The sequence below is a fragment of the Cobetia sp. 10Alg 146 genome, from assembly GCF_029846385.1.
Taxonomy (GTDB): Bacteria; Pseudomonadota; Gammaproteobacteria; order Pseudomonadales; family Halomonadaceae; genus Cobetia; species Cobetia marina.
In genome coordinates, this window is the sequence record NZ_JARWKT010000013.1 from 44,183 (window position 1) to 52,526 (window position 8,344).

General features: G+C 63.5%; 7 protein-coding genes. All 7 read left to right on the forward strand.

Going from position 1 to position 8,344, the window contains the following annotated elements; genetic code table 11:
• Positions 1–7 precede the first annotated feature (7 nt).
• The 7 genes from trmD (at position 8) to QD172_RS17085 (ending at position 8,237) form a co-directional block, all read left to right on the forward strand.
• Entirely contained in the window at positions 8–760 is a 753-nt protein-coding gene (trmD, locus tag QD172_RS17055; RefSeq protein WP_065392606.1) for a tRNA (guanosine(37)-N1)-methyltransferase TrmD, read from the forward strand.
• Positions 761–956: 196 nt separating this feature from the next.
• Entirely contained in the window at positions 957–1,313 is a 357-nt protein-coding gene (gene rplS / locus QD172_RS17060) for a 50S ribosomal protein L19 (RefSeq protein WP_043336437.1), read from the forward strand.
• A 241-nt stretch (positions 1,314–1,554) separates the two neighbouring features.
• Positions 1,555–2,463: a site-specific tyrosine recombinase XerD gene (xerD, locus tag QD172_RS17065; RefSeq protein ID WP_077373623.1), complete on the forward strand. Its 909-nt coding sequence runs from the start codon at positions 1,555–1,557 to the stop codon at positions 2,461–2,463.
• 39 nt (positions 2,464–2,502) lie between these two features.
• Entirely contained in the window at positions 2,503–3,273 is a 771-nt protein-coding gene (locus QD172_RS17070) for a DsbC family protein (RefSeq protein ID WP_191237731.1), read from the forward strand.
• A gap of 175 nt (positions 3,274–3,448) precedes the next feature.
• On the forward strand, positions 3,449–4,765 hold the full coding sequence (locus QD172_RS17075; RefSeq protein ID WP_077373629.1) for a homoserine dehydrogenase: 1,317 nt from the start codon (positions 3,449–3,451) through the stop codon (positions 4,763–4,765).
• A 115-nt stretch (positions 4,766–4,880) separates the two neighbouring features.
• Positions 4,881–6,272, forward strand: a complete 1,392-nt coding sequence (thrC, locus tag QD172_RS17080; protein ID WP_279856345.1) for a threonine synthase — start codon at positions 4,881–4,883, stop codon at positions 6,270–6,272.
• A gap of 114 nt (positions 6,273–6,386) precedes the next feature.
• Complete coding sequence (locus QD172_RS17085) at positions 6,387–8,237, forward strand: DHHA1 domain-containing protein (protein ID WP_279856346.1); 1,851 nt, start codon at positions 6,387–6,389, stop codon at positions 8,235–8,237.
• Positions 8,238–8,344 lie beyond the last annotated feature (107 nt).

Genomic DNA, 8,344 nt, shown 5'->3' on the forward strand with positions numbered 1-8,344 from the left:
GACGCCTGTGTGGATTGGTGTAGTAAGTCTGTTTCCGGAAATGTTCACGGCGATTACCGCCAGTGGCGTGACCGGCCGAGCGGTCGACAAGGGCCTGCTCGAGGTCGATTTCTGGAACCCGCGTGACTACGCCACCGACAGGCACCGTACGGTCGATGATCGTCCCTACGGCGGTGGTCCCGGCATGTTGATGAAGGTCGAGACCCTGCGAGGCGCCATTCGTGACGCCCGTGCCGCTGGCGGTGACGACGCCCGCGTGATCTATCTCTCCCCGCAAGGCCGCAAGCTGGATCAGGCCGGTGCCCGCGAACTGGCGACGAATGAGCGCCTGATCGTGGTGGCCGGACGCTATGAAGGCATTGACGAACGCGTGGTGGAAGAGGAGATCGACGAGGAATGGTCGATCGGCGATTACGTCCTGTCTGGCGGGGAACTGCCAGCCATGGTCCTGATCGATACGGTAGCGCGCCTGGTGCCGGGCGTACTCGGGCATGAAGCCAGTGCGGAGGAGGATTCCTTCACCGACGGCCTGCTCGATTGTCCGCACTACACTCGCCCCGAAGTCATCGACGGCAAGCGAGTGCCGGAAGTGCTGCTCAGTGGCAATCATGCCCTGATCAAGCGCTGGCGGTTGCAACAGTCTCTGGGACGTACCTGGCTCAGGCGTCCGGATCTGCTGGAGAGCCGCACGTTGACTCGTGAGGAGCGCAAGCTGCTCGACGAGTTCATCGCGCAGCACGCCCGGAAAGGCAAGGCCTGACCTTCGCGGACCTCGCGTTCGCCGTCAGGAGAAGGCCGCCACCGTGGCGGAGGTGCGGCACGGCCCGGAGTCATCTTGCGGGAGCCCCGTGGCGCGTCACACACAAGGTCGATCCCCGTGTTCAAGGCCGTTTGCGGTGCCGGGGTCATGACGAACATCAGCCTCAGGGTTGATGCTAACGAATTTGGAGCTAGCGATGAGCAGCAAGAACAAACTGATCCAGGCGATCGAAAACGAGCAGATGGCCAAGGAAATCCCGGCCTTTGCACCGGGCGACACCATCGTCGTCCAGGTCAAGGTCGTCGAAGGTACCCGCGAGCGTCTGCAGGCCTTCGAAGGCGTGGTGATCGGCAAGCGTAACCGCGGTCTGAACTCCGCCTTCACCGTCCGCAAGATCTCCCACGGTGTGGGCGTCGAGCGTACTTTCCAGACCTACAGCCCGCAGGTTGCTGCCATCGACGTCAAGCGTCGTGGTGACGTCCGTCAGGCCAAGCTGTACTACCTCCGTGAGCGTAGCGGCAAGTCTGCACGCATCAAGGAAAAGCTGGGCTAAGCGCTCCGCATTCCCTGACTGCAGAACTCGGCAGTACGGCGGAGGAGCGAATTGCCACTTGCTCCTCCGCCTCACAAAGACCCCGCCATGCCTCGCATGGCGGGGTCTTTGTGTCTGTGGATGAGGGAAAGTTGCCGCAGTGACCGTCGGATTCATTTCAACGTCAGGGCGTCACGGTAGAATTCGGCAGTCGTCGCGCCGGAAGGTGTCGGTTGCGCGCATCGGGAAGGAGGAGGCAGGCATGAAGGATGACGAGACGCTGGTCGCGGCATTTCTCGATACGTTGTGGCTGGAACGCGGCGCCAGTGACAACACGCTTGGTGCCTATCGAAGTGACCTCGAGAGCTGGCAGCGGTGGTTGCTGGAGCAGCAGGAGTCCGGAGGCGAAGCCACGCCATTGCTGGAGGCGACCCCTGTGCAGGTGCAGGCATTCTGTGACTCACGACGTGAATCGCATGCGCTGCGCTCCACCGCGCGACTGTTGTCTGCGTTGCGGCGGTTCTATCGCTGGGCACTGGCCGAGGGCATGATCGAGGCGGATCCCGTGCATGAGGTGCGCCTTCCCCGCGTGATCCCCAGCCTGCCTGGCACGCTCGACGAGGAGGAAGTCGAGCGCCTGCTGGAGGCGCCGGATCTCGAGACGGCCATCGGCCTGCGCGACCGTACCATGCTGGAGGTGCTCTATGGCGCGGGATTGCGCATCAGTGAACTGGTCGGTCTGCGGGTCGATGCGCTCAATCTGCGCCAGGGTGTGGTCAGAGTGATCGGCAAGGGCGATCGCGAGCGTCTGGTGCCGTTGGGCGAGGAGGCCTGTGACTGGTTGTCACGCTGGCTGTCGGCTGGCCGACCTGCGATGATGGCCGACCAGACGCGCCCGGCGCTGTTTCCCGGTCGGCATGACAAGGCCATGACGCGGCAGACCTTCTGGCACCGCATCCGGCGCCACGCCGTCACGGCCGGTATCGACAAGCCCCTGTCACCGCATACCCTGCGCCACGCCTTTGCGACGCACCTGCTCAATCATGGTGCCAACCTGCGTGTCGTGCAGCTGTTGCTGGGTCATCGTGATCTATCCACGACCCAGATCTATACCCATGTGGCTCAGGCGCGTCTGGAACGCCTGCACGCCGAACATCATCCGCGTGGTTGATACCAGGCACTTCGCCCCGCGGACGCCAAGGAGAGTCTGATGAGCAAGTTCACCCGCCGCCCGCAGCGCCTGCCACAGGCGTTGCGTCTGTTGAGCGCTGCTACCCTGCTGAGCGTGATGGCACCGCTCGCCCAGGCTGACGCGCTGGATGATCTGCGTGACAAGCTGGTGGTCAATGGCCAGCCGTTGCCGGTGGAGTCGCTGGCTTCCAGTCCGATCGAGGGTCTCTTCGAGGTGAAGCTCACCAGCGGCGAGACCTTCTTCACCGATGCGACGGGCAAGCACCTGATCGTCGGGGACATGTACCGCAACGACGGTGACAAGGGGCTGGTGAATCTCAGCGAGCAGAAGGCCAATGGCGAGCGCCAGAAGCTGCTGGCCGAGGTCAGTGAGGACGACATGGTCATCTTCCGCCCGGCGGGTGAGGTCAAGGCGGTGATCAGCGTCTTCACTGACACCACCTGCCCCTATTGCCGCAAGCTGCATGAGGAAGTGCCGGAGCTCAATGCGCGTGGTGTCGAAGTGCGTTATCTGGCCTTCCCGCGTGGCGGTCTGCGCTCGCAGGGCGCACGCGAACTGGCTCAGGTATGGTGTGCCGAGAATCGCACCGAGGCGATGAACCAGATCAAGAATCAGAGGCAGGCGCCCAAGCAGGAAGCCAGCTGTGATGCCCCGGTGGAAAGCCAGTATCAGCTCGGTACGCGCATGGGCGTGCAGGGCACACCGGCCATCGTGATGCCGGATGGCAAGATGGTGCCGGGCTATCTGCCGGTGGATCGCCTGACCACCATGTTGGGACTGGATGGCTGATGGCGTGACGCCTCAGAGTGGCTGTGCGTTGACAGGGCGTCCTGCCTTGCTACCGTGGTCACGAAAGACACAGACGCGAGCCGTCTGGATAATAGACCGACGACAGGTCGGCAAGGCCCTGGCGCTCCGGCGCGGCCTCCAAGGCTGGATACCGTAACAAGAGAGGAAAGCGACGTTGAAACCGGTGAAAGTAGGAATCTGTGGTCTGGGTACCGTAGGCGGCGGCACGTTCAACGTGCTGGTACGCAATGCCGATGAGATTGCGCGTCGTGCTGGACGCCCGATTATCGTCGAACAGGTTGGCGCTCGTCGTGACAACCCTGACTGCGATATCACCGGCGTCAGCCGCACGCATGACATCTTCGAGGTCGCGCGCAACCCCGAGATCGATGTGCTGGTCGAACTGATCGGTGGCTATGACGTGGCCTATGAGTTGGTGATGGAAGCGATCGCCAACGGCAAGCATGTCGTGACCGCCAACAAGGCGCTGATCGCCGTGCACGGCAACGAGATCTTCCGCGCCGCGGCCGAGAAAGGGGTGATGGTGGCCTTCGAGGCAGCGGTCGCCGGTGGCATCCCGGTCATCAAGTCCCTGCGGGAAGGCCTGGGCGCCAACCGTATCCAGTGGCTGGCCGGTATCATCAACGGCACCGGCAACTTCATTCTCAGCGCGATGCGCGATGAAGGTCGCAGTTTCGATGACGTGCTGGCCGAGGCGCAGGCGCTGGGCTATGCCGAAGCGGACCCGACCTTCGACGTTGAAGGCATCGATGCTGCCCACAAGCTGACCATCCTGGCCTCCATTGCCTTCGGCGTGCCGCTGCAGTTCGACAAGGCCTACACCGAAGGCATCTCGCGCATCACGGCTGATGACATCGAGCAGGCCGACAACCTGGGCTATATCATCAAGCACCTGGGGATCACCCGCGCCACGGCCAAGGGCCTTGAGCTGCGCGTGCATCCGACGCTGATTCCCAAGGAGCGCCTGCTGGCCAACGTGCATGGTGTCAAGAATGCCATCGAGGTGATGGGCGATGCAGTGGGCCCCACCCTCTACTATGGTGCCGGCGCCGGTGCCGAGCCGACGGCCTCTGCCGTCGTGGCGGATCTGCTCGATGTGGCGCGCGATATCGCCACCGACCACCGCTACCGCGTGCCGTATCTGGCCTTCGCCGAGATCAATCAGCACGGTGACACCCTGCCGATCCTGCCGATGGAAGAGATCGAGACGGCCTGCTACCTGCGTCTGCATGCGGTGGATCGTCCGGGGGTCCTGGCGCGTGTCGCGTCGATTCTCTCCGAACAGGGTATCTCCATCGAGGCGATCATCCAGAAGGAGGCCACCGAAGGCGAGCTGGTGCCGATCATTCTGCTCACGCACCGCGCGCGCGAACTGCACATGAACGAAGCGATTCGCCAGCTGGAAGCGCTGGTGGATGTCGCCGGTTCCGTGGTGCGCATTCGCGTCGAGGATCTCGACGACAACGCCTGATCGCGGGCAAACGGTACCGGGTCATCGAGGTAGATGGCTCGGTACCGCTGGGCAGCCGGCGCAGGCCGGAAGAGCAAGAATCATAACGGTGGCGAACGCCACGGGAAGACACGACATGCGTTATATCTCCACGCGCGGCCAGGCGCCGGCGCTCGGTTTTGAAGATGTGGTCCTCACGGGGCTTGCCAGCGATGGTGGCCTGTATGTGCCGGAAACCCTGCCGCAGTTCAGTGCCGAAGAACTGACGGCGATGGCTGGTGAGTCCTATGCGGAAGTCGCCTTCCGTGTCATGAAGCCCTTCGTCGATGGTGCCATCGATGACGAGACCTTCCGTGAACTCGTGCGCGAGACCTACGCGACCTTCAGTCACGATGCGGTCGTGCCGCTCAATCAGCTCGACAGCAACCATTACCTGCTGGAGCTGTTTCACGGCCCGACGCTGGCCTTCAAGGATGTCGCGCTGCAGCTGCTGGGTCGCCTGCTCGATCACTTCCTCGCCAAGCGTGGCGAGCGTGCGGTGATCATGGGCGCGACCTCCGGTGATACCGGTTCTGCCGCCATCGAGGGCTGCCGTGCCTGCGATCATGTGGATATCTTCATCCTGCATCCGCACAACCGCGTCTCCGAAGTGCAGCGCCGCCAGATGACTTCCGTGCTGGCGCCCAATGTCTTCAATGTCGCCATCGAAGGCAACTTCGACGATGCCCAGGCGATGGTGAAGGCCAGCTTCGCCGACCAGGATTTCCTGGATGGCACGCGTCTGGTCGCGGTCAACTCGATCAACTGGGCGCGCATCATGGCCCAGACCGTCTACTACGTGGCCGCCGGTGTGGCGCTGGGCGCTCCGGCGCGTCAGGTCAGCTTCACGGTGCCGTCGGCCAACTTCGGCAACATCTTTGCCGGCTATCTGGCCTCGCGCATGGGGCTGCCGGTACGTCAGCTGGTGATCGCCACCAACGCCAACGACATCCTGCATCGCACCATCTCCTCCAACGACTTCTCGCGTCAGGAGCTGAAGGCGACGCTGGCACCGTCAATGGATATCGTGGTGTCCTCCAACTTCGAGCGTCTGCTGTTCGAAGCCTATGGCCGTGATGGTCAGGCGATCCGTGAACTGCTCGAGCACTTCTCGCGCGAACCGGCGGCGCTGGCAGATGCCCCGCTGGCCAGGCTGCGTGAGCTGTTCTCCAGCCACAGTGTCGACGACGAGACGATTCTCGAGGTCATCCGTGAAGCGCATCAGCGCACCGGCGAGATCCTCGATCCGCATACGGCGACAGGCTATCGCGCGGCAGAAGTCTGCCGGACGGATACCGCGACGCCGATGATCACGCTGGCGACGGCGCATCCGGCCAAGTTCGCCGAAGCGGTGGCGCGTGCTGGTTTCGCGGGTGTCGATCTGCCGCCACATCTGCATGACCTGCTGGAGCGCGAAGAGCGCTACAGCGTGCTGCCGGCCGAGCTGGCTGCCGTGCAGGACTTCGTGCGCGAGAATCGCCGCGGGTGATCGCATCAACGACGGCTCAGGCCTCCGGGGCTGAGCCGTCGTCCTTCTTTCATGGCCGTCATTTTCGCAGTCCGCTGTCGAAATGACGGCCATGTCGTTTGTCAGGAGTTCTTCATGTCTGTCACTCCCTCCTTGTCACCCTCCTTGGCACAAGGCACCGCATCGCGCCCTGATGAGCGTACGCTGGCGGCCAGCATCGCGCGGGTCATCCAGCCTCGCGTCAGAGATGAGCGTCTCTACCAGCAGGGGATCGCGACGGGGCTCAGCGAACTGCAGGCACGGGTATTGGCAGGGCGGTTGACGCTGGAGAGCTGCAAGGCGCCGCTGGAGGCGCTGGTCACGCCGGCGCTCCGGCACATCGAGCATCCCGAGCGGCTGGCGGATGCCCGGCGGGCGGCAGAGCGCATCGCGCGTGCTGTCGCCGAGGGTGAGCACATCGGCATCCTCACGGACTATGACGTGGACGGCATCACCTCGCATGTGGTGATGCTGCGCACGCTGACGGAGCTGTTCGATGTGCCCTACGACCGCGTGCACAGTCTGATCGGTCATCGCATCCACGATGGTTACGGCATCAGTCTGCCGCTGGTCGAGCGCATCATGACATTGTCGCCGCGCCCGAGCCTGATCGTCACCGCGGATTGTGGTTCCAGTGATGAGGCGCGCCTGGCGCTGCTCAAGGAAGCGGGGATAGAGGTCGTGGTGACGGATCACCATGCGTTGCCTCAGGAAGGGCCGCCGGCTTCCGCCTACGCGACCGTCAATCCGACACGTGACGATTGTGCCTATCCGGATGCGACCATCGCCGGTTGCATGGTGGCCTGGTTGACCATGTCATTGACGCGCAATGTGCTGATCGAGCAAGGCAGATTGCCGGGGGATGCGCCCAAGTTGTCGCCATGGCTGTCGTATGTGGCGCTGGGGACGGTGGCGGACTGTGTGTCACTGGGGGGCAGTGCGATCAATCGTGCGGTGGTCAATCTGGGTCTGACGTTGATCAATCGCATGCAGGAGCCCTGCTGGCGAGCCATGGCAGAGCGGCTCGGTGCCGATAGCGTGCCCTTCGATGCCGAGACGCTGGCCTTCCAGATGGGGCCGCGCATCAATGCCCGCTCACGACTGGATGATCCTTACGCCGCGCTGCATTTCATGCTGGCGCGTGAAGATGAGGCTGCTCAGCGCGCGCTGGAGGTGCTCGATCAGGACAATCAGTCGCGCAAGGCGATCGAGGCCGAGATGGTGGAGTCGGCGCGCGCCTTGGCGCTCGCCTCGTTGCGGGAAGGGCATCAGGTGATCGTGGTGCATCTGGAAGATGGTCACCCGGGAGTGCAGGGCATCGTCGCTTCACGTCTCGTGCAGCAGTTCGGGCGTCCGACCGTCGTGCTGACACCAGCCGCGGTGCCCGGCATGTTGACGGGGTCCGGGCGCTCCATCGAAGGATTGCATCTGCGGGATGCGTTGCAGCGAGCGCATGACCTGGCACCGCAGTGTCTGCCGCGTTTCGGTGGGCACAGAGGTGCGGCAGGGGTGGGCTTGCCCCTGGCGGAGAAGGGTACCTTCACTCGTGCTCTGCAACAGGCGGCCGCGGAGCAATTGGGTGAAAGGGCGCTCAACCCCTTGATTCTCAGTGATGGTGAACTGGCAGAAGGGCAGTTGAGCCTGGAGACCCTGGATGAACTCGAGCGTCTGGCACCTTTCGGGCGTGAGTTCGAGGCGCCTCTCTTCGAGGGCAGTTTCCTGGTCGAGAGTCTGCGACCGGTAGGTGCCGATGGCACACATCTGTCGCTTGAGCTCTCGCTCGGGCGTACACGCCTCAAGGCGATCTGGTTCCGGGCGCTGTCGCCGGGGGAATCGCCGGCATTCGGCGTGGGGGCCGCTCTGAAGTGTGCTTACAAGCTGTCGCGCAATCGCTGGCGGGGGAGAGAGTCGCTGCAGCTGATGCTGGAGCATGCCGTACCAGCATGAGCGTGTTTGAATGAATTGCGGTATCTGGCCAGAAAGCCCTTGCCCTCAGCCAGGATCGTGCGTAAAGTACGCATCCGCTGCCGGGGACGCATGGCGTTACCAGCGGT

Bases quoted from the DNA above. Each gene is read 5' to 3' on its own strand.
- rplS (WP_043336437.1), top strand. From the start codon at position 957: ATGAGCAGCAAGAACAAACTGATCCAGGCGATCGAAAACGAGCAGATG.
- xerD (WP_077373623.1), top strand. From the start codon at position 1,555: ATGAAGGATGACGAGACGCTGGTCGCGGCATTTCTCGATACGTTGTGG.
- QD172_RS17070 (WP_191237731.1), top strand. From the start codon at position 2,503: ATGAGCAAGTTCACCCGCCGCCCGCAGCGCCTGCCACAGGCGTTGCGT.
- thrC (WP_279856345.1), top strand. From the start codon at position 4,881: ATGCGTTATATCTCCACGCGCGGCCAGGCGCCGGCGCTCGGTTTTGAA.
- QD172_RS17085 (WP_279856346.1), top strand. From the start codon at position 6,387: ATGTCTGTCACTCCCTCCTTGTCACCCTCCTTGGCACAAGGCACCGCA.